17 protein-coding genes, 5 tRNA genes and 1 pseudogene are annotated in these 24914 nt (G+C 42.1%); 10 read left to right on the top strand and 13 right to left on the bottom strand.

The window, feature by feature from the left end; genetic code table 11:
* The first annotated feature begins 187 nt into the window (after positions 1-187).
* From AC4MDD_RS11245 to AC4MDD_RS11220, 6 genes are all read left to right on the top strand, one after another.
* Entirely contained in the window at positions 188-3457 is a 3270-nt protein-coding gene (locus AC4MDD_RS11245; protein WP_491881646.1) for a LysM peptidoglycan-binding domain-containing protein, read from the top strand.
* 35 nt (positions 3458-3492) lie between these two features.
* Positions 3493-5334, top strand: a complete 1842-nt coding sequence (locus AC4MDD_RS11240; RefSeq protein ID WP_491881645.1) for an extracellular solute-binding protein — start codon at positions 3493-3495, stop codon at positions 5332-5334.
* A gap of 21 nt (positions 5335-5355) precedes the next feature.
* Positions 5356-6417 (top strand): microcin C ABC transporter permease YejB, encoded by a 1062-nt coding sequence (gene yejB / locus AC4MDD_RS11235; RefSeq protein WP_491881644.1) that lies wholly within the window; start codon positions 5356-5358, stop codon positions 6415-6417.
* Positions 6417-7430, top strand: a complete 1014-nt coding sequence (locus AC4MDD_RS11230; RefSeq protein ID WP_279670381.1) for an ABC transporter permease — start codon at positions 6417-6419, stop codon at positions 7428-7430. Before yejB ends, AC4MDD_RS11230 begins: the two co-directional genes overlap by 1 nt.
* A complete protein-coding gene (locus AC4MDD_RS11225; protein ID WP_491881643.1) occupies positions 7405-8994 on the top strand; it encodes an ABC transporter ATP-binding protein in 1590 nt (529 codons plus the stop codon). Before AC4MDD_RS11230 ends, AC4MDD_RS11225 begins: the two co-directional genes overlap by 26 nt.
* A gap of 118 nt (positions 8995-9112) precedes the next feature.
* On the top strand, positions 9113-10357 hold the full coding sequence (locus tag AC4MDD_RS11220) for an NADH:flavin oxidoreductase/NADH oxidase family protein (RefSeq protein WP_491881642.1): 1245 nt from the start codon (positions 9113-9115) through the stop codon (positions 10355-10357).
* Between the two features lie 7 nt (positions 10358-10364).
* Here AC4MDD_RS11220 and AC4MDD_RS11215 read toward each other — a convergent pair whose 3' ends face one another.
* A complete protein-coding gene (locus AC4MDD_RS11215; protein ID WP_491881641.1) occupies positions 10365-11030 on the bottom strand; it encodes a glutathione binding-like protein in 666 nt (221 codons plus the stop codon).
* A 62-nt stretch (positions 11031-11092) separates the two neighbouring features.
* Here AC4MDD_RS11215 and AC4MDD_RS11210 point away from each other — a divergent pair, with 62 nt between their 5' ends.
* Complete coding sequence (locus tag AC4MDD_RS11210; protein WP_491881640.1) at positions 11093-11701, top strand: YiiX family permuted papain-like enzyme; 609 nt, start codon at positions 11093-11095, stop codon at positions 11699-11701.
* A 77-nt stretch (positions 11702-11778) separates the two neighbouring features.
* Here AC4MDD_RS11210 and AC4MDD_RS11205 read toward each other — a convergent pair.
* The 6 genes from AC4MDD_RS11205 to AC4MDD_RS11180 form a co-directional block, all read right to left on the bottom strand.
* Positions 11779-11854 (bottom strand) — tRNA-Glu (locus AC4MDD_RS11205).
* Between the two features lie 47 nt (positions 11855-11901).
* Positions 11902-11977 (bottom strand) — tRNA-Glu (locus AC4MDD_RS11200).
* A gap of 24 nt (positions 11978-12001) precedes the next feature.
* Positions 12002-12077: transfer RNA gene (locus AC4MDD_RS11195), tRNA-Glu, on the bottom strand.
* Between the two features lie 132 nt (positions 12078-12209).
* Positions 12210-13115, bottom strand: coding sequence for an alpha/beta fold hydrolase (locus AC4MDD_RS11190; protein WP_491881639.1), 906 nt, complete (start codon positions 13113-13115; stop codon positions 12210-12212).
* An 80-nt stretch (positions 13116-13195) separates the two neighbouring features.
* On the bottom strand, positions 13196-14608 hold the full coding sequence (locus tag AC4MDD_RS11185; protein ID WP_491881638.1) for an amino acid permease: 1413 nt from the start codon (positions 14606-14608) through the stop codon (positions 13196-13198).
* Positions 14609-14717: 109 nt separating this feature from the next.
* A tRNA-Glu gene (locus AC4MDD_RS11180) sits at positions 14718-14793 on the bottom strand.
* A gap of 256 nt (positions 14794-15049) precedes the next feature.
* Between AC4MDD_RS11180 and AC4MDD_RS11175 the strand changes: the two genes are divergently transcribed.
* A protein-coding gene (locus tag AC4MDD_RS11175) for an IS4-like element ISAba1 family transposase (protein ID WP_491881637.1) occupies positions 15050-16140 on the top strand; the annotation gives its coding sequence in 2 pieces (ribosomal slippage) (positions 15050-15590 and positions 15590-16140; 1092 coding nt in all).
* A 20-nt stretch (positions 16141-16160) separates the two neighbouring features.
* Here AC4MDD_RS11175 and AC4MDD_RS11170 read toward each other — a convergent pair.
* The 5 genes and pseudogenes from AC4MDD_RS11170 to pyrC all read right to left on the bottom strand — a co-directional run.
* Positions 16161-17588, bottom strand: a pseudogene (locus AC4MDD_RS11170) (amino acid permease); the annotation flags it as partial.
* Between the two features lie 125 nt (positions 17589-17713).
* Complete coding sequence (locus AC4MDD_RS11165) at positions 17714-17875, bottom strand: hypothetical protein (protein ID WP_491881636.1); 162 nt, start codon at positions 17873-17875, stop codon at positions 17714-17716.
* 125 nt (positions 17876-18000) lie between these two features.
* A tRNA-Glu gene (locus AC4MDD_RS11160) sits at positions 18001-18076 on the bottom strand.
* 20 nt (positions 18077-18096) lie between these two features.
* On the bottom strand, positions 18097-18756 hold the full coding sequence (rnt, locus tag AC4MDD_RS11155) for a ribonuclease T (RefSeq protein WP_491881635.1): 660 nt from the start codon (positions 18754-18756) through the stop codon (positions 18097-18099).
* On the bottom strand, positions 18741-19775 hold the full coding sequence (gene pyrC / locus AC4MDD_RS11150; RefSeq protein ID WP_178928079.1) for a dihydroorotase: 1035 nt from the start codon (positions 19773-19775) through the stop codon (positions 18741-18743). Before pyrC ends, rnt begins: the two co-directional genes overlap by 16 nt.
* 151 nt (positions 19776-19926) lie before the next feature.
* Between pyrC and AC4MDD_RS11145 the strand changes: the two genes are divergently transcribed.
* Complete coding sequence (locus AC4MDD_RS11145) at positions 19927-21189, top strand: GGDEF domain-containing protein (protein ID WP_178928078.1); 1263 nt, start codon at positions 19927-19929, stop codon at positions 21187-21189.
* Between the two features lie 55 nt (positions 21190-21244).
* Here AC4MDD_RS11145 and argG read toward each other — a convergent pair whose 3' ends face one another.
* The gene (gene argG, locus AC4MDD_RS11140) at positions 21245-22588 is read right to left on the bottom strand and encodes an argininosuccinate synthase (protein WP_004694013.1); all 1344 of its coding nucleotides are present in this window, start codon (positions 22586-22588) and stop codon (positions 21245-21247) included.
* Positions 22589-23214: 626 nt separating this feature from the next.
* Between argG and lldP the strand changes: the two genes are divergently transcribed.
* Positions 23215-24882 carry an L-lactate permease gene (gene lldP, locus AC4MDD_RS11135; RefSeq protein WP_178928077.1) on the top strand — a complete coding sequence of 556 codons (1668 nt, stop codon included), beginning with the start codon at positions 23215-23217 and terminating at the stop codon, positions 24880-24882.
* The last annotated feature ends 32 nt before the right edge of the window (positions 24883-24914 follow it).

The following is a 24914-nucleotide window of genomic DNA, read 5'->3' as shown; positions in this document are numbered from 1 at the left end:
AATAAAACTAAGCGGGCACCATTGTATAACGCAAATGCACTAGAGAAGTGTATAAGATGCAGCTTTTTTAATTTCTTGTAACATTTATACTGATTTCAAGTTAAATTAACGCCTTGTGTCTGCGGCGTGCTTTACTACAATGGCAGATCTAAAAAATAAATTTTATACGAGTTGTTTGGATTTTCTTATGTATAAGTCAGCTGCCATTTTTGGCCAACCGATGTTACCGACATTATTTAAAATTACAGTACTCGGTTCAGCACTCGCGACACTTGGACTGGCTGGTTGCTCCTCGACGCAAAGTGCAACGCAAACATCTAAATCCAAACAAGTCGGATCGAACTACTTAGACGCAAATAGTCTAGATTCTTTAGAAGATTTACTTTCTGCAACCGACATGCGTGCGGTGGAAGGGGATCGACTGTTGGTGTTAAAGCACGGTGATGTTTGGAAGCGTATGACCGTGGGCTTTAAAATGAATAGCGATCATTGGAATCCGCGCATTGATGCACAGCGCGGGTGGTTCATTTCACGCCAGCCGTATTTGGATCGTTTAAGTGCACGTGCTTCACGTTATTTGTATCACACTGTTAAAGAAGCCGAGCGTCGCGGATTACCAACAGAGCTGGCTCTTCTGCCTGTGATTGAAAGTTCGTATGACCCTGCTGCAACCAGTAGTGCTGCGGCTGCGGGCTTATGGCAGTTTATTCCAAGTACGGGCCGCATTTATGGCTTAAAACAAAGTAGCCAATACGACGGTCGCCGTGATGTGGTCGAGTCAACGCGTGCTGCGTATGAGTTCTTGGGCAGTTTATATAATCAGTTTGGTTCGTGGGAACTTGCACTAGCGGCTTATAACGCAGGTCCGGGCCGTATTCAACAAGCGATTAACCGTAATAAAGCCGCAGGTTTGCCGACAGATTATTGGTCATTAAAACTGCCTGAAGAAACCATGAATTATGTGCCACGTTTCTTGGCGGTTGCGCAGATCATTAAAAATCCAAATGCCTATAACATTAATTTACCGCCGATTGCCAATCGTCCACACTTTAGAGAAGTTACTGTGGGTGCGGTGAGTTTAAATGAAGTTGCATCGATTACAGGTTTAAGTCGTGCCGAGCTGTATCAGTTAAATCCGGGACACCGTGGTGAATGGATTGATGGTGCAAGTCCAATGCGGATTTTAATTCCTGCGGATTTGAGTCCTTCAGTGGATGTACGTTTGAAAAAATTACAGGGTGGTTCAGGCGGCTTGTGGGCATCTGCAAATACCAAACTGCCTGAAAATAACCAAACGATTCAACCAAGCAAAATTGAACCGCCGACCTTAAACACGAAAGCGATTACACCGTCGAAAACTACACCACCTATTTTAGCGACGACAACCACAAAAAACACAACAGGAAAGCCTGTTACTTCGTCTACGGTAACGTCGTCGAGCAGTACTGCTATTGCGATGCCTACCCGTGGTTCAACGCCTAAAGGGTCTAATGCACTGGCTGCTTTTGCTGCTAATAGCGATATTCCAAGTGCGCCGCGTATTCCAGTTGCGGTTACGCCTGTCACGCCAGTGAAACCCGTTTCCGTTGAACCACCAATTTCAGCAGCAGAGCGTGAACAGTTAACCGCGGCAATTCAAGCCGAAGGTCAAAGCAAAACTGTCGATGAAGTTCTGAAACCAGTTGCGACGAAAGCAGAACAAGCTGAGGTGGTAGCTGAAATTCAGGCTTTAGCCCCTCAAGGGACAGAAATTGTAGATCCTTTGGATGGTAAAATTAAGCTGACTGCAATTCAAACCAGTCAGTCTGTGGCAGAGCTGCAAGGCAAAGAGTTAACCAAAGGTTTTGCTTATCCAAAATCTGTGGCAGACAATACCCGTTTAGATTCAGATGAAGTGAAGAGGAATCAAGGCAAAAATTTTGTTAAGACTGACTCTGAAATTGTGATTGTTCCGCCAAAAGGTAAACGTTCAACTTATACCGTACAACCGGGCGATACTTTGGCGCTGATTGCTGCCAAAAATGGGGTGAACTGGCGTGATGTGGCGAAGTGGAATCAAATGGATGCCAATGCCACACTTTATGTCGATACATCAATTTATTTATATGATGCAAAACCACAAGCTGAAAAAGTAGAAGTACGTTCTACCGTGAAAGCTGAGACTAAACCCGAGAGTTATACTGTTCGTGCCAATGATACCTTAACCGGTATCGCGGATGAGTTCGGTTTAAGCTTAAAACAGTTGGCCGACTATAACGGTTTAAGCGTGACGAGTGGTGTACGTGTGGGACAAAAGCTTTCTTTAAAAGAAACGGCTCAATCCCGTGCTAAAACCAATGATGAGAAAGCTACTAGCCAAACTAAAGTAGCAACTCAGTCGTATACGGTGAAACGTGGCGAATATCTGAAACTGATTGCAGACCGTTATGCGTTGTCAAATCAAGAATTGGCAGATTTAACACCGGGTTTAAATGCGGGCAGCAACCTGTTGGTGGGACAAAAAATTAATGTGCCACTCAATGATGTCAAAAGCTTAACGACAAGTAGTGCCAAAGCATCTCCAGTCAAAGCTGAGCCACAGTTCAAAGTTGAAAGTTATAAAGTACAACGTGGTGATACTTTGTATAGCATTGCATCACAGTCGAAGATGAGCCTGTCGGAGCTGGCTGCTCTCAATAATCTTTCAACCAATAGCGGCTTGCAAGTGGGTCAAAGTATTAAGATCCCTGCGGGTTCAAGCGTGCCAGATACTTATACCGTTCAGTCCGGAGACTCATTAACTGCGATTGCTTCGAAATATAATTTGGGTATGGATTATATTGCTGACCTCAACAACATGAGTCGTACAGCGGGCTTACGTGCGGGTCAAAAGCTCAAATTAACGGGTGAAGTGCCTGCTGTTGAAACGCCGAAAACAGTCGAAAAACAAACGACTGCAAGTAATAACTCAACGGATATTCACGTTGTGAAATCGGGTGAAACCCTAAATAGCATTGCGCGTAAATATCACTTGCAACTGAACTATTTGGCTGGATTAAACAACCTAAGCCGTACAGCCAATGTTCGTGTTGGTCAGCGTTTAAAAATTGAAGGTGATGTTGATTCAGCTCCAATCAAAACAGAAACAGTGGCAGCAAAGCCACAAGCAACTTCTAGCCGTGCAACTGAAGCTTATAAAGTGAAGTCAGGTGAGTCGTTAAACTCAATTGCAAACCGTGCTGGGATGTCTGTGTCAGAGCTTGCTAGTTTAAATAATTTGAGTCCGCGTGCGGGCTTACAAGTTGGGCAGACCATTCAAATCCCAAAACTGATTTCGCAGTACACGGTGAAACGTGGTGATACCTTAATTGGACTGGCAAGTCGTTATGGTATGGACACTTCGCAATTGGCTGAGCTCAATGACATTAAACCGAATACGCAGTTGCGCATTGGCGATGTAATTAAGGTGCCGAACTAATATTGAGTTGAAATGCAATTTCAGAGAAATCTCCGATGATGGTTAGAACAACGCTCTTGCTGTTCAGCCTTGTAACAATACCTTTAAAGGCATGGTCTGCACTGCAGCCCATGCCTTTTATTGCACCCTATAGTACGCCGAAATACAGCCAATTAGATCATCTGCCTTATGCCAATGTGCAGGCACCGAAGGGTGGTGAATTAACACGTGCAGTCATCGGGAGTTTTGATAACTTAAACAGTATGAATGGTCGCGGTACTGCGGTTGAGGGAACCAACTATTTATTTGACTCACTCATGAGTAGTTCTTTGGATGAGCCTGCGGTGATGTATCCATTGCTGGCAGAAAAGGTCAGTTATGACCCGAAAAATTTTAACGCGATCATTTTTCATTTAAACCCAAAAGCACGTTTTAGTGATGGCAGTCCTGTTACCGCAGCCGATGTAAAGTTTAGTTTTGATATCTTTCAAACCAAGTCCAATTTTGGTTTACAGATGTATTTGTCGGATTTAGCCAAGACTGAAGTGTTGTCCAAATACAGCGTCAAAATGCATTTTAAAACACGAAATAATGTGGAAATGCCTTTGATTGTGGCCAGAATGCCAATTTATTCCAAAAAAGACTGGCAAGGCAAAGACTTTAGTCAAACTTCGATCAAGCCGATTTTAGGCTCAGGCCCTTATCTCTTAGAGAAAATCAATGCAGGGCAGCGGGTTGTTTATAAGCGTAATCCAAACTATTGGGCCAGAGATTTAAAGGTTAACCAAGGGCGCTATAATTTTAACCGCGTGGGTTATGTGTATTATCGCAGCAAAGATATTGCTTTTACTGCGTTTAAGGCGGGTTTATATACCTTGCATGAGGAAGAGTCCGCACGACAATGGGTGACTGCCTATAACTTTCCCGCAGCGAAACAAGGTCTCGTTAAAAAATATCGCTTTAAGCATTTCAATCCGATTCCAACGCAAAGTTTTGTGTTTAATACCAGTCGTCAGCCTTTTCAAGATATTTATTTTCGCCAAGCTTTAACCTATGCCTACGATTTCGAATGGCAAAATAAAGCAATGTTCTATGGGCAATATCAACGTCTGCAAAGCTATTTTTCTAATAGTGAATTAGAGGCGAAGGGTCTGCCTTCGGCTGCTGAAATCAAAATATTGAAGCCTTATTTGGCGAAATTGCATCCCGTACAGCGAGATGGTGTTTTAAAGAACTGGCGTTATTCAGCTTCAGATGGATCGGGCTATAATCGAAATAATTTACTCATCGCACGACAGATTTTATTAAAAAATGGCTATACATATAATGCAAAAGGTCAACTGTTAGATCGGAAAAATAAGCCGATTCAGTTTGAGTTTCTGATTCAGCCGAGTGATGCTGTACGTGAAGTTACGCCTTTTGTTCGCCATCTAAAGCGCCTAGGAATACAGCTGAATATTCGACAGGTTGATACACCGCAGTACTATGAGCGGATGCGGACTCAAGATTTTGATATGACCCTACAAACGATGCCACAGTCTTTGACACCGGGCAAAGAACAGGTGCAACTGTGGGGCAGTGCTTCAGCCCATCAGGTGGGAAATTATAATTATTCGGGTATTCAAAATCCGGTGATTGATCAGATGATTCAACAGTTGATTCAAGCGCCTGATCGTAAGCAAGTGGTCGTTCAAACGCGTATTTTAGATCGCTTGTTGCGTGCGGGTTATTATCAAATTCCAACCTATGGTAAAGCGGATCAATGGTATGCCTATTGGAATATGTATCAAAAACCAAAACAGAGTCCGCAGTTGAATGTTGGGTTGGATTATTGGTGGAGTGATGCCAAACAGGCGAAACAGGTGAGTCAGTACTTAGGTCGGGCAGCCAAGCCATAAGCTGGCATAGGGGTTTTTGAGATGCGTATGTATATATTCAAAAGGCTGTTACTGATCCTTCCGACCTTATTTCTGATTTTGCTGATTAATTTTGCTGTAATTCAAATTGCGCCCGGTGGTCCTGTTGAGCAAGCCATTCAACAAGCGGAAGCTATGCAAAATTTGGGTAATCTGGGCGGTGCAGGTGGAGGCTCAAATGTCTATCAAGGCGCGCAAGGACTCAGTGATGAAATGCTCGCAAAGATCCAAGCACATTATGGTTTTGATCAGCCTATGCATATACGTTTCTTTGAAATGGTGAAAAATTATGCGCAACTGGACTTTGGCACGAGCTTTTTTAAAGACCAGCCCGTTACAGCGCTGATTAAGGATAAATTACCTGTATCCGTGTCTTTGGGGCTGTGGAGTGCTTTGCTGATTTATCTAATTTCCATTCCTTTAGGCATCAAAAAAGCCCGATTGCATGGCACGGTGTTTGATCAGTCGACCTCGCTACTGTTGGCAGTGGCTTACGCGGTTCCTGCATTTATTTTTGCAATTCTCCTGATTGTATTTTTTGCAGGCGGTTCTTATTTCCAATGGTTCCCTTTACAAGGTTTGGTCTCGGAAAATTTTGCGGACTTTTCGCTATGGGGCAAAATTAAAGATTATTTTTGGCATATGGCTTTACCGCTTTTGGCGATGGTGATTGGTGGCTTTGCCACAGTGACTTATCTCACCAAGTATTCGTTTATGGAAGAACTCAGCAAGCCTTATGTGCTGACGGCACGTTCCAAAGGTCTGACTGAGTCGCAAGTGTTGTATGGTCATGTGTTTCGCAATGCGATACTGATTGTGGTGGCAGGTTTACCTGAAGCTTTAATCGCTTACTTCTTTGTGGGCAATTTATTTATTGAGATCATATTTAATCTGGATGGTTTAGGCCTATTGGGCTTTGAGGCGATTGTGCAACGAGACTATCCTGTGATTTTTGGCACCTTGTTCATTTTTACTTTGTTGGGCTTGCTGCTGCGTTTAATTGGCGATGTGTTGTATCAGTGGATTGATCCGCGAATACATTTTGATTCGCAAGGGAGAGGCTGATGTCACCCATTTTACAGGCAGGTTTCAAACGATTTAAGCAAAATAAGCTCGGTCTTAGTTGTAGTATTTTATTTATCTGTGTTTTTGTACTGTCTTTAGCCTCAGAGCTAATCGCGAATGATAAACCACTATTGGTTAAGTATGATCAGACCTTATATTTCCCTGTATTGAAACACTATCCTGAAACGACTTTTGGCGGTGTTTTCGAAACTGAAACTGAATATAAAGATCCAGTGGTACAGCAGCTGATTCAAGCAAAAGGTTGGGTTGTTTGGCCGTTGATTCGATATTCATATCAAACCCCCAATGTAGATTTGACAGTCCCTGTACCGTCACCACCCACAATGCAAAATTGGCTCGGGACAGATGACCAAGGTCGTGATGTCTTGGCACGCGTGTTGTATGGTTTACGTGTCTCATTGCTGTTCGGTTTTATTTTGACTTTCAGTTCAGCTGTACTGGGCATAGTGATTGGAGCAATACAAGGTTATTACGGTGGTTGGATCGATTTAATCGGGCAGCGCATTTTAGAAGTGTGGGGCGGGTTACCCATGCTGTTCATGGTGATGATTTTAGTCAGTATGTTTAGCCCAAATATTTACTGGCTGTTTTTAATCATGCTGTTATTCAGTTGGACAATTTTAGTTCCACTGGTACGTGCTGAGTTTTTAAGGGCCCGTCAGCTAGACTATGTCCGTGCCGCGCGAAGTTTAGGTGTCACCAACCGAGCTATTATCTTTCGGCATATTTTACCCAATGCAATCAGCTCTAGCCTGTCACAACTGCCTTTTATTTTAACTGCCAATATTACAGCGCTAACAGCACTGGATTTCTTGGGTTATGGCTTACCGCCTGATGCGGCATCATTGGGCGAGCTTTTGTTACAAGGCAAGAATAATTTAAATGCACCATGGTTAGCACTGTCTGGCTTTTTCAGCTTGGCCCTTGTGCTTGCGTTGCTGATGTATATCGGGGAGGCTTTGCGCGATGCATTTGACCCTAGACGCCAATAGTACAGCCTCCATACTTAAAGTGAATGCACTGAGTATTCAAAGTGCAGAACGCCTATTGGTCGATCAGCTCAGTTTTGAACTGTATGCTGGGCAGACTTTGGCGCTGGTTGGAGAGAGCGGTTCAGGAAAATCGGTCAGTGCTTTATCCTTGATGGGTTTGTTGCCGAAAGTTTTACAAGTGCAAGGCTCAGTACTGTTAGACGGAAAAGAGCTACTCGAGCTGAGCGATGATCAGTTTAGGCAGATTCGTGGGCAAAAAATTGCAATGGTTTTTCAAGAGCCGATGACTGCCTTGAATTCTTTGCATCGAGTAGAAAAAATCATTGCCGAGACTTTGTGGTTACAGGGTTGGTCTAAAAAGCAAGCGCGGCAACGTGTGATTGCCTTGCTAGAAGATGTGGGCATTCCAAATCCTGAAAGTGTGTTGCAGCGTTTTCCTTATGAGCTGTCTGGTGGCCAACGCCAGCGGGTCATGATTGCTATGGCACTGGTGCAAGAGCCTGATATTTTGATTGCTGATGAGCCCACCACGGCACTAGATGTCATGCTGCAAGTTCAAATTTTAGACTTGCTGAAGTCTTTACAACAGCGCCATAACATGGCCATGATTTTGATTAGCCATGACCTCAACTTGGTGAAATACTATGCTGATGATGCCGTGGTCATCCATCAAGGTAAGGTCGTAGAGCAAGGGGCGGTTGCGCAGATTTTTGAGCAGTCGCAGTCTACTTATACTCAAAACTTACTCAATCATTCTTTTGGTCAAGCCATTAATGTACAAGATGCAGCACCTTTGCTCTGCTTAAAACAACTTGAGGTTAAATTTCCGATTAAAAAAGGCTGGTTTAATCGCACGACACAGTATCTTGCTGCGGTTGAAGCTTTGGACTTGAGCTTGGCTCAAGGGCATTCGTTGGGAATTGTTGGGGAAAGTGGTGCAGGCAAAAGTTCTTTGGCACTGGCTGTAGCAAGGTTGATTGAAAGTCGAGGGCAGATCCGGTTTGGAGAACATGATTTAAACCAACTCTCGCAAAAGGCATTACGTCCGCTTCGCGGTGATTTTCAAATCGTGTTTCAAGACCCGTTCGCAAGTTTGAACCCACGCATGAGTGTTGAACAAATCATTGCAGAAGGTTTAACTTTAAAGCCTTTGTCTTCATTTGAGAGGACGCAATGTGTTGAGAATGTCTTAACTCAGGTGGAGTTGCCAGTTATATTTAAAAGCTATTACGCGCATGAGCTATCCGGTGGACAGAGACAGCGTGTGGCTTTGGCACGAGCCTTGGTGCTTCAACCGAAACTATTGATTTTAGATGAACCAACTTCGGCCTTAGACCGAAGCACGCAGCGTTCGATTGTGGCGTTATTACGCCGCCTACAACACGAGCAGGGTATCAGCTATTTGTTTATTAGCCATGACTTACAAGTGGTACGTGCACTCTGCCAACAAGTTTTGGTTTTGCGACATGCCAAAGTAGTGGAATTGCAAGCCACTGAACAACTTTTTGAGCAACCGCAGTCTGACTATACGCGTCAATTGATTCAAGCCAGTCAGTATCAGTAAAATCATTTTCTAAATAAAAGATCAGAAATTTTGACAAAATGAATTGTCAAATTCTCTTGACTGTAGCCAAAAAACACATAGAGTAAAAACACTAAAAAATATTAAAGGATGAATTTTCATGAGCCAGCTTGCAAGCGCAATCGACATTGGGCAGGTCCATTTTAAAAATAAGATGATTAAAGGGGCGATGAGTGAAGCACTGGCCAATCATGCTGGCCAGCCGAATCATTTGCACTTAGGCTTGTATGAGGCTTGGGCAAAAGGAGGCCTAGGCTGTGCCATTACAGGCAATGTGATGGTGGACTTTCGAGCTAAAAATGAACCAGGCGTGGTGGTGATTGAAACTGAACGTGACTTAGAGCCACTAAAACAATGGGCTGCGATTGGTAAAAAATATGGCATGGTGCAATTGGTGCAGTTGTCACATCCGGGCCGTCAGTGTCCTAAGGGTTTAAATAAGGAAACGGTTGCACCTTCAGCAGTACCGTTTAGTCCCGCTTTATCAATGAGTTTTGGAACGCCGCGAGCGCTTCGTGAAGATGAAATCCTGGATATTATCCAACGTTTTGCAACTTCAGCTGCCATTTGTGAGAAAGCGGGCTTTGAAGGCGTGCAATTACATGGTGCACATGGCTATCTCATCAGTCAGTTTTTATCGCCATTGACCAATAAACGCCAAGATCAATGGGGTGGCTCTGCTGAAAACCGCATGCGTTTTTTATTGGAAATTTATAAAGCGGTACGTGCAGCGACCTCGGATCAGTTTATTATTTCGGTCAAACTTAATTCAGCAGATTTTCAGCGTGGTGGAATCTCGGAAGAAGATGTCATTGCGACATTTAAAGCTATTGATGCGGCTGGGATTGATTTGATTGAAATTTCAGGTGGTAGCTATGAAGCACCTGCCATGGCTGGGGTGAAGCAAGAAAAACGTAAAGCGTCGACCATTGCACGTGAGGCTTACTTCTTAGAGTTTGCTGAAAAAATTCGTGAACAAGTCCAGTGTAAGTTGATGGTGACAGGCGGTTTTCGTACGGCTGCGGGTATGAACGCAGCCTTAGAAAGTGGCGCGTGTGACTTTATTGGGATGGCGCGTCCATTTGCGGTAGAACCCGATGTGACCAATCGTTTAATTGCAGGGCAAGATGTACGTTATGCAGTCGATAAGATCAAAACAGGCATTTCGATGATTGATAAAATGGCGATTATGGAAGTGATCTGGTATGCCGCACAATTTAAGGATATCGCAGAAGGTAAACAACCAAATCCGAAAGTGTCACCGCTTAAAGTGTTTTTTAATTATTTAAAAGGCAATGTAAAGGCGGTGATTAAAGGGCAAGTCAACTCTAGAAAGTCAGCCTAAGTAGAACTTACTGTGTGATAGACCAATAGTGTTCAAAATAAGAAGCAGACCATTGCCCACGTGCCATAGCAGCATTAAAGGCAGGTCTGCTTTGTATTTGGGTGAAATAGAGTTGAATGGCGTGATACTGAGCAAACTGCGGAGTGGCATAACTGGCCGCATAGAGTGGAAACCACATCAAGATATCGGCATAACTAAACACATCGCCTGCAAAGTATGCATGCGCGCTTAAATGGGTATCAATTTCTTTAAGTTGTCGATGTAGCTCAGGGTTTAAATAAGCGTGATTGAAGGCGCCTTGAAAGGCCAAACTCACAATGCGCACAAGCAAAGGTGTTTGTTGTTTAATGTGTTGGAAAACTTGTTTCAATGCCAAATTGGGCATGAGACTGGCATCGCTATAATGGCTATAAAAACAGAAGTTCCAATACTGTGTATGGTCATGGGGAATAATCAACTTCTGGCACAGTTGGCATAGGTATTCTACAATTGCACTGCTTTCCGTAAGTCGTATCGTCTGAGTATTATGTGAAATGTCGAGCGTTGGAAATTTCAGATTTGTTTGTTTAGTTTGAGCTGTATCATAAAGTTTGAGTTCATAAGATAGTTCAAGTTCCTCAAGTAGCCAAAGAATACGTTGTGAGCGCGAGTTTTGAAGATGATGTAAGATCATAAATATTTTTAGTTTTAAGTGATTGATCGTATCTATAAAAAGAAGAATAAAGGAAATCTAGGATGAAAAATAGAAATGTTGCGATTTTAAGTGCTGTTTTACTGTTGGTAAGTCCTCAGCTGCTATGGGCGAATATGTCCTATCAAACGGGCGATATTATTTTTCATGTTTCGAAGTCTCAGCAAAGTTTAGGGATACAAAAAGCGACCAAGTCTCGTTATAGCCATATGGGTTTAATTGTTAATAGAAATGGAAAAGTATGGGTTTTAGAGGCAGTTCAGCCTGTAAAATATACGGCACTTCAGCAGTGGATTGATCGCGGGGTTGAGCGGCATTATGTGGTGAAACGCTTTAAAGCGAATTTGACTGTTCAGCAAAAGCAGCAACTGATCAAAAACGCAGAACAATACTTAGGTCAGCCTTATGATCTTTATTTTGAGTGGGACAATCGTGCGCTATATTGCTCAGAAATAGTTTGGAAGGCCTATCATGATGCTTTAGGTATTGAGTTGGCGCCGTTATCCAAACTGAAGCAATTTGATTTAAGTTCGTCTGAAGTCAAGCAACTCATGCAACAGCGATATGGGCAAAACATTCCCTTGAATGAAACTGTGATTGCGCCACAGGCTATTTTTGCCTCGACCGCTTTAGTTGAAGTTGATCGTAAATAGACAGGCAATAAAAAAGCCCAAGTCCTAATGCTTGGGCTTTTTTATGAGATGACTCTAGAAAAAATCAATCTCGAATATGGCGTCCCTACGGGGATTCGAACCCCGGTTACCGCCGTGAAAGGGCGATGTCCTAGGCCTCTAGACGATAGGGACAGTACAGAAGTGATATTTTAAAACCGATTACTTTTGATCTTAAGTAATGGCGTCCCTACGGGGATTCGAACCCCGGTTACCGCCGTGAAAGGGCGATGTCCTAGGCCTCTAGACGATAGGGACTTAATAAAACTTTACTTCTGAAATTGGCGTCCCTACGGGGATTCGAACCCCGGTTACCGCCGTGAAAGGGCGATGTCCTAGGCCTCTAGACGATAGGGACGTTTCAGAGGTGGGCGTATATTAGGGCGAAAACAGAGGGGTGTCAAACGCTTTTCTCTAAATAATTCCAGTTTTAAGTGTTGAGTGCATAAATTTAAAACAATCTAGATAAAATGATTAAAAATCATATGATTTAAGCCGATTTTTTAAGCAATTTAAGCAAGTTATTGATGAACTCGGGGTGGCGTAAATAGCCTTCGATCAGATGAGGATGAGCAATATCAGTAGTGATTTGCTTGTTGATAATGGCGGGAGTAAAAGCAAACGGTTTTTGGTTCAGTGGAAAAGCACTCAGAAAATCGGCATCTGAATAAAAATTGATCCAATCGCCATGTAAAGGTGCAGGCCGTTGAATAGGTTGCTGTAAATGACACTGGATAACGCGAAAGGCCAGTGGTGAACCGAGGGTAATTAGTGCTTGAATCTTAAGTTCAGGGTGTTGAATTAAATAATTATAGGCAATTACGCTGCCTAGAGAGTGGGCAACCACAATATTGGGTTTCGTACCATGTAAGTGCTCATGCAGACGTGTATGCACGGTGTGGATGAAGTGTGGATTGGATAAATATAGATACGCTTCCATCAAAAAACGATGAATAAAGCTGCTATGCAACTCTGGAAAGTGATTGATTAAACTGGCTAAGTCACGTAAGGCTAGATCTTTGCCGAGGAGGCTGATGTATTTAATTTTATTATTGAATGAGAGTTCATCTGAAATTGTGAGCTGAGGGTTTTTAGAAATTTCAGCTTGATGTTCGATATTGGGTGCAGCGGTGTGCGTCAGGTGAATAGGATGTAAAAAGGAAAAAGGAGACCAATCTTGTGGCATGAGGGTGCTGGCGTTGAGGGTATTTTCTAAATGCTGACGTGTTAGAAGATCTCCATAAAAGGCCAGCCGACTGTGCCGCTGAAGATAGGGAAGGTCATCTGTGCGGCCAAGTTCGCTCAGTACCTGTTGTAAGATCACAAGCCAATGTTGAAGCAGGGTACGTGCAGTCTTGTGCTGCTGATTCATCCCATGAATCCATACAATATTCATCGTGTATGCACCGATGATGTACTTGATAAAAACAGTATAAAAAAAAGAGCGACCGAAGTCGCTCTTTTTAACAATACGGATTAAGATTTCTTGTGATAAAAGGTGTAATAACTGGCATAACATACTGCAATAAACAGTAAACAACCAAAGAAGCTAATACGCATACTTGGATCAAACACCATACTGACGCAGGTGATAAAGCAGAAGATAAAGCCAAGGATTGGCACAATAGGAAACAGAGGTGCTGCAAAACCTAATTCTTCTTTTTTACGTCCTTGTTTATACCATTGGCGACGGAAGTTAAATTGGCTTAAGCAAATACTCATCCAAACGACGACCATGGTAAACGCTGCTATACCCAGTAAATTGGTAAAAATGGCTTCAGGTGCAAACTGCTCAGACAGTAAACCTGGCATACCCCCAATCATGGTCACGATAACTGCCACATAAGGGACACCACGTGCATTGATTTTTGAGAAGACTGCTGGCAACTGCTTTTGGTAAGATAGCGACCACATCATACGCGAAGCGGCAAATAGTCCTGAGTTCGCAGCAGATAGCAACGCAGTGATAATCACAAAACGAATAATATCTTCAGCATAAGGAATGCCAATGTGCTGGAATACAGTCACAAATGGACTGCTACTCACGCCTTCTGCTGCTAAACCTGCCTCTTGATGCGGAAGGAGTGAAGTCACGACCAAGATGGTGCCCACAAAGAAAATCAATAAGCGGAAAATTGCAGTATTGATGGCTTTGGGTACATTCTTAGCAGGATCTTTGGTTTCACCTGCAGCAACACCAATCAGCTCTGTACCAGAAAATGCAAAGTTCACGATCAACATGGTGGTAAAGATAGGGAATAATCCTTCTGGGAACCAACCCTGAGCTGTTAAGTTGCTAAATAAAGGCGCAGCTTCATAGCCTCTGTAGCCAATCACGCCAAAAATAGCGAGTAGACCCAATAAAATAAAAATAACAACGGTGATAACTTTGACTAAAGCTAACCAAAACTCAGATTCTGCGAACCATTTGGTCGAAATCATATTTAAACTAAATACAAATACACCAAAAATTAGGGTCCACATCCACATTGAACTATCTGGAAACCACTCCTGCATGAGCAGAGCGGCAGCTGTAAACTCGGTGCCTAGCGTGACTGACCACGTTAGCCAGTACAGCCATGTGATAGTATAACCTGTACCTGGTCCGATATAGCGTTTGGCATAGGCGCCAAATGAGCCAGACTCAGGCATATGAACAGCAAGTTCCCCTAAACACAGCATGACCATATATGCAATGATCCCGCCGAGGAAATAAGAAATAATGGCACCTACAGGCCCCGTTTGTGCAATGACTTCACCCGATCCTAAAAATAGGCCAGTCCCGATTGCGCCACCAAGCGAAATCATAACCAGATGTCGAGTACTCATAGCGCGTTTTAAAGGCGCAGAATTGCCCTGATGCGAAGCATCATTCGGAGATGAGTGCATAAGCGTTAATAAGTTCAGGAATGAAGCGGGCTATTGTAGTGAAAAACTGCAAATCTGCAATGAAATAATAGTAATTATGAATAAGTGTTGATCGGATAAGATCAAGATATGGCGTCCCTACGGGGATTCGAACCCCGGTTACCGCCGTGAAAGGGCGATGTCCTAGGCCTCTAGACGATAGGGACGTTGCGAGGTGATGCGTATATTAAGGATTAAAGGCCTATTTGTCAAAAGGGTTTTTGCTCTGTGATGGTTGAAAGTTCAAACATTAGGCAAAACAAGTAATTAAATTGAATGAATTTTTTATTGCTGCAAAAGTGAGCCCAAAAAATAAGCTTGAGCTCACTTTGCTGAAGGTACTTAGTTTTTACTCTGTACACGACAAAAATAGATAACTCATTGAAATAATGTCACAATAATTGTTTTCTAACGACGAATACTATGACACATCTCAATGAGTTATATCTTATCTTAAACAAATCTCTAAAATGGAACAAGTCACATTTAAAGTGCTTTGCGCTCATCATGCTTGTGATTATTTTAAAGCAAACATGTAATCTTTCTTCTGCATCTAAAGCCTTGCCCATCAAGTGCTTACCACAATCATTTTATCGACGTATGCAGCGCTTCTTTGCAGGTCAGTATTTTGATTATCGTCAAATTTCTCAGTTGATTTTCAATATGTTTTCATTCGACCAAGTGCAACTGACTTTAGATAGAACCAATTGGAAATGGGGAAAACGAAATATTAATATCCTGATGCTCGCAATCGTTTATCGTGGAATAGCGATACCTATCCTTTGGACATTGCTTAATAAACGTGGAAATTCAGATACGAAAGAGCGTATTGCTTTGATTCAACGCTTTATAGCCATTTTTGGTAAAGACCGTGTTGTGAATGTGTTCGCAGACAGAGAGTTTATCGGTGAGCAGTGGTTTACATGGTTAATTGAACAAGACATCAACTTCTGCATTCGTGTTAAAAAAACTTCATTGTCACCAATCATTTAGGAAAGAATCATAAAATTAGTGATTTATTTCGCCATCTTAAAGTTGGTCAAATTGAATGTCGTAAACGACGGATTTTGGTTGGTCGGGTGAAACTATATATAAGTGCACTACAGTTAGAAAATGGAGAGCTTTTACTCGTCGTTTCTCCTCAGTTTAATGCCAATGCTATTCAGGATTATGCATTACGCTGGGAAATTGAAACCTTATTCAGTTGTCTCAAAGGACGCGGGTTTAATCTTGAAAATACGCGCTTGACAGACCCTAGACGAGTGAAAAAATTGATTGCGGTGTTAGCTATAAGCTTCTGTTGGTGTTACTTAACGGGTGAATGGCAACATGATCAAAAAAAAGCGATAAAAATAAAGAAGCATGGACGACTCTCAATGAGTTTATTTCGCTATGGTTTAGACTATGTTCAAATGGCGATTCAGCGTTTAATTGGTTTTGGGAAAAAAGAAGAGTTTAAGGAAATTTTGGCAATTTTAAGAAAGCAGAATCCTGATAGGATAAGGGTTCTGTGAAATTTGTCGTGTACAGAGTAGTTTTTATTATGATAGAGCCAATAGTAACTAGCATAGCAAGCCGCCATAAAGAGTAAGCAGCCAATAAAACCTGAAAGCATTTCAGGGTCAGCCGCCATACTTAAGCCTGTTGCTGTACAGCAGATAAAGCCTAGGATCGGAACCAACGGATACCAAGGGGTACGGAATTTCAGCTCCGATAAAGCCCGACCTTGCTTTAACCATTGGCGACGAAAGTTAAACTGACTCCAGCAAATACTCATCCAGACAATCACCATAGTGAATGCTGCAATACCCATTAAGTTCTTAAAAATGACATCTGCACCAAACTGCTCAGAGAGCAAGCCTGGTAAGCCACCAATCATGGTGACCCAAATGGCAATATAAGGCACCCCAGTTTTACTTACTTTAGCAAAAAGCTTGGGGAGTTGGTTTTGTGAGGACAGAGCCCACATCATACGAGATGCAGCATATAAGCCTGAGTTCGCGGTTGATAATAATGCCGTGATAATTACAAAACGGATAAAATCTTCAGCATAGGGAATACCCATTTGGGTGAATACAGTCACAAACGGACTGCTGCTTAAGCCACCATGCCCGCCCACTTGCAAACCTGTGTTGGTGTAGCTGAGCAGTGAACTGATGACAATGATGGTACCAACAAAGAAAATAATCAGGCGCCAAACCGCAGCATGAATGGCTTTGGGCACATTTTTTTCTGGGTTTTCAGTTTCACCTGCGGCAATACCAATCATTTCTGTGCCATTAAAAGCGAAATTCACAATTAATAAGGTGGTAAACAAAGGAATAAGACCATTCGGTAGCTAGCCTTGCGCGGTCAAGTTGTTAAATAAGGGGGCAGATTCATACCCCTGAAAAGGGATGATACCGAAAATACAGGCAAAGCCTAAAAGAATGAAAATGAGTACAGTTGCGACTTTAATCATGGAGAGCCAAAACTCAGACTCTGCAAAAGCTCGGGTTGAGCTGAGGTTTGAAATCAGGACGCCACTGGCAAAGATTAGCGTCCATAACCAGATCGACGTTTGTGGGAACCATTCCTGTACCAAAATGGCTGCTGCTGTAAATTCGGTGCCGAGTGTTGCCGACCAGCCGAGCCAATACATCCACGACACCATATAACCTGTGCCAGGGCCAATATAACGTGTTGCAAAGGCACCAAATGAACCAGAAACAGGTAAATGTACTGCAAGCTCCCCGAGGCAAAGCATGACCATATATGCGATCAACCCGCCAATAATATAAGCCAGCACAGCACCAAGAGGGCCTGCCTGAGAGATCACTTCGCCTGAGCCCATGAACAGGCCTGTACCAATGGCACCACCAAGCGATAACATGATCAGGTGGCGCGAGCTCATGGCACGTTTTAATGAGGTATTTTGCGGTGAATCAGTTGAAGACTGCGAAGGCGGCGTTGCAGATTGCATAGAAAATCAAACAATGGGCTTAAAGTTATATTCTAGTTTTTAATAAGATGAAAAATCACGTGAATTGAAATTATCTGATGAACTCTCAGTATTAATTTAAAAAACAAATGCTTAAAGACTATTTTTTAGTGGTCGGGTGTTGGATAAGAAGAGCTGTTTTCAGCACTTGAATGTAGTTCTTGTGCAACAGGGTCTTGTTTGGTGTTATTGCTCCCTTGTTGGACAAACCATAGATAAAAAATAGAAGGCGATAGAATCAATAAAAAGATTAAAAATTTCTTAAGCATAGCAATCAACCTTGAAAAATACGAAGCATCGTATAGCGAGTGCATGGTTAAAATTGAAATGAAATATCGGTGGTCAATCAGAACCGATTAAATTAAAAGTGTTGTTTTGAAGAAATAGAATAAGATGGCGTCCCTACGGGGATTCGAACCCCGGTTACCGCCGTGAAAGGGCGATGTCCTAGGCCTCTAGACGATAGGGACGTTGCGAGGATGGCGGTATCTTATTGATCCGCCACCAGAGTGTCAAGTAGGTGTGGGGCGAGTTTGTTCAAAATATAACAGAACAGTTCGGCGGTCTTTTGAGTGTCGTATAAAGCCGAGTGGGCCTCTCTACCATCGAACTCAATCCCTGCTTGAATACATGACTTCGCAAGAACAGTTTGACCAAACATCACAGCACTTAAGGTGACGGTGTCAAATACAGAAAAACTGTGAAATGGGTTTTGATTTTTAGTCCCTGTACGTGCAATCGCTGCCTGTACAAAACCTAAATCAAAGTGGGCGTTATGACCGACCAAGACTGCATGTGTACAGTTTTGTTGGCGACGAACTTCATTAACGGCTTTAAAAATACGTTTTAATGCTGTTTTTTCGTCTTCAGCCATGGCCATGCGCATGGGGTTAAAGGGATCAATACCAATAAAGTCCAATGAGCGACGGTCTAGATTTGCACCTACAAAGGGGTTGATATGCGCGTGATGTGCAGGACCCGGTACAAATTGACCTTCTTCATTATAAATAATCGGAATTGCAGCAATTTCCAATAAGGCATCGGTCTGTGCATTAAAACCTGCTGTTTCGACATCGACAACAACAGGTAGAAAACCACGGAAACGCTGACCAATTATTGGCAATGTTTCATTTGTCACACTTTTCTCCATTGAATGGTTTTACCCGCATACAGCGGAATAATTTGTTCACCATCCAAATAGTCTAAACTCTCAGGGATGACTTGGTCTTCTTTTACCAGTGTAATTGTTGAAGTATTGCGCGGTAGACCGTAGAAGTCTGCACCAAAGTGGCTGGCAAAACCTTCAAGGCGTTCAAGCTTACCCACTTGATCGAATGCTTGAGCATAAAGTTCAATTGCCGTTGGTGCGCTGTAGCAGCCTGCACATCCACATGCATTTTCTTTGGCATTTTTAGAGTGTGGTGCACTGTCTGTGCCTAAGAAAAACTTAGGGTTGGCACTGGTTGCAACTTCGAGCAAAGTTTGCTGATGGGTTTGGCGTTTTAAAATGGGTAAGCAATAGAAGTGCGGTTTAATACCACCAACCAACATATCATTGCGGTTAAACAGTAAATGCTGCGGAGTAATGGTTGCAGCCACATTGCGGTCTTGTTCTAAAACAAAGTTAGCTGCTTCACTGGTCGTAATGTGTTCTAAAACCAATTTTAGTTTTGGAAATTGCTTTAGCAACGGAGAAAGAACTTCGTCTAAGAAACGCTTTTCACGGTCGAAAATATCGACATGATTGTGTGTAACTTCGCCATGCAGAAGTAATGGAACCTGATGTTCTTCAAGTTGCTCAATAACGGCATAGACTTTACGAATGTCGCTTACACCATTGTCTGAGTTGGTGGTCGCGCCAGCAGGGTAGAGTTTAATCGCATTTACAAACTCAGAGTTTTTAATTTTTTTGACTTCTTCAGGCGAAGTTGTGTCAGTAAAATACAACACCATACGTGGGTCGAAGGCATTGCCTTTTGGTACGTGCGCCATGATGCGTTCACGGTACGCATTCGCTTCCTCAACTGTTTTAACAGGAGGTACGGTATTTGGCATACAAATAGCGCGTGAAAACTGTTGGGCTAAATCGGGAACCGTACGTTGTAATGCAAGACCATCACGAAGGTGAGCGTGCCAGTCATCTGGCTGGAGAATCGTAATCGTATTCAAGGCGATTTCTGTCAAAGAAATAAAACAGATGATAATGCATATACAGCAAAAATGGTAATGACAAATAAAGGCATCTTGTCTGATTATTATGATTTATCTTTGTAAATTTGTGTTATTTTTAAGCAACTACAAGAATTAAATCTGGTCTGGTATGGAATATAAATACAACCTCGCCAAACTTCAGTACGATAAAGAAAAAATGGAAGAGCTGATTACACGACACAACCGTAGTATTGGTCAGGTTTTTCCTCAGAAATTAGAGCAAGAGTTTTGGCGACTAAACTTAGAGCGCGCGCGTCGCAATATTAATGACTTTCTTTGGTCTGGTGTTTTGGCTTATTTTGTTTTTGCCATTTTAATGATTCCGGGGGATTACTGGATTATTGAACATTCTCACTTTAAACAAGATTTTATTCATTGCTTGCTGGGCCTGCTAAATGGTGCAGTTTGTCTTTTATTCCTTTATGTTTTTTCACATTATACCAAACTAAAGCCTTTTTTTGCCTATGCAGCCATGTTTGCTGTGTTTTGGGCCGTAGTCTCGACGACTTGGTTGACCATGTCGGTACATACCGAAGCTTTGCGCCATCAAGCAATGATGATTATCTGCATGATTTATGTATTGGGGTTTTTACTGACTGGAGTAAAGCCAGGATATATTTTTATCACAGGAATAGTAGCTGCTGCCGTTTCATTTTTAGTGCTCATTTCAACTTTAGTTAAGTTTGATGCGATTGTGATGGGGCGTGTGATGTTTGGTAGCTGTTTGCTGGGGTTTATCATCAGTCGTATGATTTACGCCCGCGAGCGCATCATTTTTTTAAATATTCGCCGCGCTAAAATTAGTGAAAAAATACATCGAATACACACCTCAGAATTGCTGCATTTAAGTCAGAATGATGAACTGACGAAGATATCAAATCGGCGTAATTTTGACGAAATGATGGATACTTATTATGAGCAATCACGTCAGGATGAAACATCTTTATCCATTTTGTTTATCGATGTTGATTTTTTCAAAAAATATAACGACTTTTATGGTCACCAAAAGGGCGATGATGTGATTTCATCGATTGCAAAATCTATTAAAAATGCGATTCGGCATATGGATTTTGTGGCACGTTATGGTGGCGAAGAATTCGTAGTTTTATTGCCAGAAACCGATGCACATGGCGCTTATGCGGTTGCTTCGAATATTTACCGAGCGATTGAGCGGTTGGAAATTCCGCATGAAATGTCTGAAGTATCGCCATTTGTCACCATTAGTTTAGGGATTACAGTCTTTAAAGGCGAGGTTGATTTGAGCAAAGTCGAGTTGCTAGGGATCGCAGATCAGGCTTTATACCGTGCCAAGCAATTGGGGCGTAATCAGATTTATTATCAGCCTTTAACCACATCGACGTGTATAGAATGAATCGCTAAAATAAAAAAACCACTCATAAGAGCGGTTTTTTTGACATTCAACAAACTTACTTGTTTTTGTCTTTTAACTGTGGAACAGCAGAACCTGTACCGACTGCAAGCAAACCAGTATTGGTATAAATACCAAGTTTCGCACGAGTATCTGTGATGTCCAAGTTACGCATAGTTAACTGACCAATACGGTCCATTGGCGTAAACATTGAATCGCCTTTCTCCATCGTCAAACGCTCAGCTTCATAAGTGAGGTTTTCAGACTCTGTGTTCATGATGGTGTAGTCATTACCACGACGAAGCTCTAAAGTTACTGTACCAGTGATAGCTTTGGCAACCCAACGCTGTGCAGTTTCACGAAGCATTAATGCTTGAGAGTCGAACCAACGACCTTGGTAAAGCAAACGGCCTAAACGTAGACCGTTGATACGGTACTGTTCGATCGTGTCTTCGTTATGAATACCAGTCACCAAGCGCTCATAAGCAATATGTAGAAGTGCCATACCTGGTGCTTCATAAATACCGCGAGATTTTGCTTCAATAATACGGTTTTCGATTTGGTCAGACATACCTAGACCATGACGACCACCAATACGGTTGGCTTCAAGGATGAACTCAACAGGGTCTTCGATACGTTGACCATTGATTGCAACAGGGAAGCCTTCTTCAAAAGTAATCGATACTTCTTCAGCTTTAACTTCTACGTCGTCTTTCCAGAATGCAACGCCCATGATTGGGTCAACAATTTTGATACCTGCATTGAGGTATTCAAGATCTTTTGCTTCGTGGGTCGCGCCCAACATGTTTGAGTCAGTTGAATACGCTTTTTCTTTTGACATTTTGTAGTCAAAGCCGTTGTCGATCAAGAATTGCGACATTTCAGCACGGCCACCTAATTCATCAATAAACGTTTGGTCTAACCAAGGTTTATAGATTTTAAGTGCAGGGTTGGTCAACAAACCATAACGGTAGAAACGTTCAATATCGTTTCCTTTATATGTTGAACCATCACCCCAGATGTTGACATCATCTTCTTTCATTGCGGTAACAAGCATAGTCCCTGTTACTGCACGACCCAATGGCGTCGTGTTGAAATACGGTACACCACCAGTTGAAATGTGGAACGCACCACATTGAATCGCAGCAATACCTTCAAGTGCAAGCTGTAAACGGCAGTCAACTAAGCGAGCTTTTACTGCGCCATACGCTTCCGCTTTTTTTGGAATCGCATCGTAGTCGTCTTCATCAGGCTGACCTAAGTTTGCTGTATAAGCATAAGGTTCTGCGCCTTTTTGTTTCATCCACAAAAGTGCAGCTGAAGTATCTAGACCACCAGAGAAGGCAATACCAACTTTTTTGCCAACTGGGACATTCTGCAAGATAGTTGCATTATCAGTCATTGTTAATCCTAACGATATAAATATAGGCACCGAGAATAGGTGGCCTGAAAGAATACATATGTCCGCGATTGTAGCACTTTTCCAAATGGTTTTTCTAAAAAATCATAGGGCTTTAAAAATATTAAAGCTCATGTGCATATCGATACTGTTGAAAAATTTCTGGATAAAATCGGTTTCTATATTGTGTGCTCACTTTTTGTCTTTTTAGAAGATGTTTGGGCTGTAAATTAATCAGAAAAGTGGTGAAGTTTGTTTGGTTTTAAATTGGTGTTACCAATATTGTGTGATTTTTCCATTTTTTGAGTATTAAGATGGATTTAAGTTCGGTGATTATTTTTTATATTATTAGACTAAAGTCTAAAATTGGCATTATTTTCATAAAAATATCAGTAAAAACAATGATATTAATTTGATTGAAATATGATCTAGTTTATGAAGGTAGTTAATATTGGTCATACCAATATTAACTTTTAATTGAAGTTTTACTTCATTTTAAATCAAAATAAGCCAAGCATAAGTCATTATTGGTTTGTTTCTCTTTACGGTTGCTTATATTGGTCTGTCCAATATTGGCAAAAGTGCCAATAATATGCTCAAAATTAAATCTTAGTAAGCATTTCAAGGAGATGACAATGCTTCAATGGCAGCAAATGTATGACCCGATGGGGAATATTTGGATTTCAAGTCTAATTGCACTGATTCCGATTATCTTCTTCTTTTTGGCGCTCGCGGTATTTCGTTTAAAAGGCAGTGTGGCAGGTACCATTACCGTTGTACTTGCACTTCTTGTCTCTTTATTTGCCTATAAGATGCCTGTGCTGATGGCATTTGCATCGATGGCTTATGGTTTCCTCTACGGTTTATGGCCGATTGCATGGATCATTATTGGTGCTGTATTCCTGTATAAAATTTCAGTGAAGACAGGCCAGTTCGACATCATTCGTTCTTCTATTCTCTCAATTACTGAAGACCAGCGTTTACAAATGCTTTTGGTGGGCTTTGCTTTCGGTACCTTCTTAGAGGGTGCGGCAGGTTTTGGTGCTCCTGTGGCAATTACCGCAGCATTATTAGTCGGTTTAGGCTTTAAACCTTTATATGCAGCAGGTCTGTGCCTAATCGTAAACACAGCACCTGTGGCTTTTGGTGCAATGGGTATTCCAATTATTGTTGCTGGACAAGTCTCTGGTGTCGATACGATGGAAATCAGCCAAATGGTGGGCCGTCAGCTACCATTTATGGTGCCAATCGTGTTGTTCTGGATTATGGCAATCATGGACGGCTGGCGCGGTGTTAAAGAAACATGGCCAGCAGTTGTGGTAGGTGCAAGTAGCTTTGCAATTGCACAATACTTAACTTCTAACTTTGTTGGTCCAGAATTACCCGATATTACGGCTGCAATTGCATCCTTGGTTTCTTTAACAATTTTGTTTAAATACTGGCAGCCGAAGCACATTTTCCGTTTTGCAGATCAAGACGCAACGATGAGTGAGGATGTGGCTGCACAAAAACAGCAAAAATACACTGTAGGACAAATTGCAAAAGCATGGTCTCCATTCGCGATTTTAACTGTGATGGTGACGATCTGGAGTGTGAAACCGTTTAAGGATTTATTTGCCAAAGACGGTGCATTGCATGATCTCGTGATTTCAATCAAAGTACCATTTTTGCATCAAATGATTCAAAAAATGCCACCTGTAGTTGCTGAAATTAAAGACTATGACGCGATTTACAAATTTGATTGGATCTCGGCGACAGGAACTGCGATTTTTATTGCAGCATTGATCACTATTGCCTATTTGAAGATGAAACCGAAAGATGCTGTGGTAACTTTTGGTGAAACCCTGAATGAATTGAAAGTTCCCATTTATTCAATTGGTATGGTGTTGTCTTTTGCATTTATCGCAAACTATTCGGGTATGTCTTCGACCTTGGCTTTGGCCCTTGCACATACAGGTTCAGCATTTACGTTCTTCTCGCCTTTCTTGGGTTGGTTGGGTGTATTCCTTACAGGTTCAGATACTTCTGCCAATGCACTGTTTTCAGCGCTTCAAGCCACTACAGCTCAGCAAATTGGTGTGCCAGAAGTTTTACTGGTGGCAGCCAATACCAGTGGTGGTGTGACCGGTAAGATGATTTCACCTCAATCGATTGCAATTGCGTGTGCGGCGGTAGGACTGGTTGGTAAAGAGTCTGATTTATTCCGTTTTACCTTAAAACACAGTATATCGTTCACAATTATGATGGGTATTATGATTACTCTACAAGCCTATGTGTTCCCATGGATGATTCCATAACACAAATTGTGTATCAACGTTAAGGAAAGCAG

The organism is Acinetobacter sp. CAU_H_29a_1 (genome assembly GCF_058599505.1).
The sequence above is the reverse complement of the archived record's forward strand: the minus strand, read 5'-3'. Positions and strand labels throughout refer to the sequence as shown.

What these genes read in the sequence shown, in the direction of transcription:
- AC4MDD_RS11190 (WP_491881639.1), bottom strand. Translation starts at nt 13,115, where the DNA reads ATGAATATTGTATGGATTCATGGGATGAATCAGCAGCACAAGACTGCA.
- AC4MDD_RS11240 (WP_491881645.1), top strand. Translation starts at nt 3,493, where the DNA reads ATGATGGTTAGAACAACGCTCTTGCTGTTCAGCCTTGTAACAATACCT.
- argG (WP_004694013.1), bottom strand. Translation starts at nt 22,588, where the DNA reads ATGACTGATAATGCAACTATCTTGCAGAATGTCCCAGTTGGCAAAAAA.
- AC4MDD_RS11145 (WP_178928078.1), top strand. Translation starts at nt 19,927, where the DNA reads ATGGAATATAAATACAACCTCGCCAAACTTCAGTACGATAAAGAAAAA.
- AC4MDD_RS11185 (WP_491881638.1), bottom strand. Translation starts at nt 14,608, where the DNA reads ATGCACTCATCTCCGAATGATGCTTCGCATCAGGGCAATTCTGCGCCT.
- AC4MDD_RS11245 (WP_491881646.1), top strand. Translation starts at nt 188, where the DNA reads ATGTATAAGTCAGCTGCCATTTTTGGCCAACCGATGTTACCGACATTA.
- lldP (WP_178928077.1), top strand. Translation starts at nt 23,215, where the DNA reads ATGACAATGCTTCAATGGCAGCAAATGTATGACCCGATGGGGAATATT.
- AC4MDD_RS11165 (WP_491881636.1), bottom strand. Translation starts at nt 17,875, where the DNA reads ATGCTTAAGAAATTTTTAATCTTTTTATTGATTCTATCGCCTTCTATT.
- rnt (WP_491881635.1), bottom strand. Translation starts at nt 18,756, where the DNA reads ATGGAGAAAAGTGTGACAAATGAAACATTGCCAATAATTGGTCAGCGT.
- AC4MDD_RS11220 (WP_491881642.1), top strand. Translation starts at nt 9,113, where the DNA reads ATGAGCCAGCTTGCAAGCGCAATCGACATTGGGCAGGTCCATTTTAAA.
- AC4MDD_RS11225 (WP_491881643.1), top strand. Translation starts at nt 7,405, where the DNA reads ATGCATTTGACCCTAGACGCCAATAGTACAGCCTCCATACTTAAAGTG.
- AC4MDD_RS11215 (WP_491881641.1), bottom strand. Translation starts at nt 11,030, where the DNA reads ATGATCTTACATCATCTTCAAAACTCGCGCTCACAACGTATTCTTTGG.
- yejB (WP_491881644.1), top strand. Translation starts at nt 5,356, where the DNA reads ATGCGTATGTATATATTCAAAAGGCTGTTACTGATCCTTCCGACCTTA.
- AC4MDD_RS11230 (WP_279670381.1), top strand. Translation starts at nt 6,417, where the DNA reads ATGTCACCCATTTTACAGGCAGGTTTCAAACGATTTAAGCAAAATAAG.
- AC4MDD_RS11210 (WP_491881640.1), top strand. Translation starts at nt 11,093, where the DNA reads ATGAAAAATAGAAATGTTGCGATTTTAAGTGCTGTTTTACTGTTGGTA.